Source organism: Herbaspirillum sp. B65 (genome assembly GCF_000333555.1).
Lineage (GTDB): Bacteria > Pseudomonadota > Gammaproteobacteria > Burkholderiales > Burkholderiaceae_D > Herbaspirillum > Herbaspirillum rubrisubalbicans.
Window position 1 is genome coordinate 1 of sequence record NZ_BADI01000802.1, and the last position, 1,956, is coordinate 1,956.

Sequence of the window (1,956 nt, forward strand, 5' to 3'; positions counted from 1 at the left end):
TTTGCGTCCTTGACGCCGGTGCGACCGACGAAGGCGCCCAGGGTGGATTGATGGTCTTGCGGACGATAGACGATGGAGGCCACCGGCGTGTCCACCTTCAGGCCCGAGAAGGCGGCCGAGAGCTTGTCGGCATCGGTGCTGCCGGCCTTCTTGATGCCGGCGACAATCGACATCAGGGCGCTATAGCCGACCAGCGAGCCATTGCGGGGGTAGTCGTTGTACTTCTTGCGGTAGGCCTCGACGAACTTCTTGTGCTCGGGCGTGTTGATGGCGTACCAGGGATAGCCGGTGACGATCCAGTTCTGCGGCGCTTCGCTCTTCAGTGGATCAAGGTATTCCGGCTCGCCGGTCAATAGCGACACCACCTCGACATGGTCGAACAGACCGCGGGTATTGCCTTCGCGCACGAACTTGCCGAGGTCGGCGGCAAAGAGTGCGTTGAAGATGGCCTCCGGCTTGGCATCGGCCAGGGCTTGGGTGACGGCGCCGGCATCGATCTTGCCCAGCGGGGGGGCTTGTTCAGCCACGAATTCGATATCCGGCTGGGCTTGCTTCATCATGGCCTTGAAGCTGGCCACGGCCGACTGGCCGTATTCATAGTTGGGATAGACGATGGCCCAGCGCTTCTTCTTGAGCTTGACCGCTTCCTTGACCACGGCGGCGACCAGCATGGTGGTGGAGGGACGCAGGCGATAGGTGTACTTGTTGCCGTTCTGCCAGACGATCTTGTCGGTCAGCGGTTCGGCCGCCAGGAAGAACACCTTGTGCTGCTTGGCGTAGTCGGTCAGCGCCAGGCCGGTGTTGGAGAGGAAGCCGCCGAACAGCAGCGCCACCCGTTCACGCGCCATCAATTCTTCGGCCACGCGCACCGAGTCACCGGGGTTGCCGTTGTCGTCGCGGGCAATCACTTCCAGCTTCTTGCCCAGCACGCCACCGGCGGCATTGACTTCGTCGAGCGCCATTTCCCAGCCACGCCGATACGGTTCGAGGAAAGCCGGCTGCGCCTTGTAGCTGTTGATCTCGCCGATCTTGATGCTGTCTTGCGCCAGGGCAATGCCGGAAGAAAAATTCAGTATGGTCGCGACACCGGCCCACAGCAGGCCGCGCTGGAAGTTGAAATGGTTCACGTCATTCCCTTCTGATGAGAGTGCCCGGCCCGCTTGAGCGCGCGGGGCGGGCGTAATGATAACCGCTGGCGCCGGCGTGTGCAGATTACTTCACACGCTGTTTTTCCAGCTTGCGCGCCAGGGTACGACGGTGCATACCGAGGCGACGCGCGGTTTCGGAGATGTTGAAATCGGTATCCACCAGCACTTCGTGGATGCGTTCCCATTCCAGGGTCTTGATGGAGGTGGCACGGGCGGGCAATTCGACCTCGGCCACGCCGGCCACATGGCCGAAGGCGGCTTCGATGTCATCGGTGTTGGAGGGCTTGGCCAGGTATTGGCAGGCGCCCAGCTTGATGGCTTCGACCGCCGTGGTGATGCTGGCAAAGCCGGTCAGCACCACGATGAGCATGTGCTCGTCGTGGGCGTGCAGCATCTGCACACAGGCCAGGCCGGACGCATTGCCGCCCAGCTTGAGGTCGACCACGGCATAGCCGGGATGATGGTCTTTGAGATGAGCCGCCGCTTCTTCCTGGTTGGCGGCCAGCAAGACCGTGTAGCCACGCCGCTCGAAGGAGCGCCCCAGGGTGCGTGCGAAAGCGGCATCGTCCTCGATGATCAGAAGCAGGCGATCAGCCGGCATGTTGCATTTCCTATTTCTTCTACTTTCCCAAAGGCGCTATTGTACGGCCAGACGACACCTGGCATGGCCGGCACCTGAAGAAAAAGGAAATGATGTCCGTCAAAGACGCCTCAGGCCTGGCTTGCGGTACATCAAGCAGGATCGTGAAAATCCCCGTGCTCGCCGTTTTCCAGGCTGATGGCCGACAAGGGCAGCTCCAGCGTGACC

At 61.6% G+C, this 1,956-nt stretch carries 2 protein-coding genes; both read right to left on the minus strand.

From position 1 onward, the window contains the following. On the minus strand, positions 1-1,100 hold a 1,100-nt coding region (locus tag I5W_RS19185; RefSeq protein WP_374702146.1), incomplete at its 3' end, for an ABC transporter substrate-binding protein. A 112-nt stretch (positions 1,101-1,212) separates the two neighbouring features. After that, entirely contained in the window at positions 1,213-1,749 is a 537-nt protein-coding gene (locus I5W_RS19190) for a response regulator transcription factor (RefSeq protein ID WP_017453462.1), read from the minus strand. Positions 1,750-1,956: the final 207 nt, after the last annotated feature.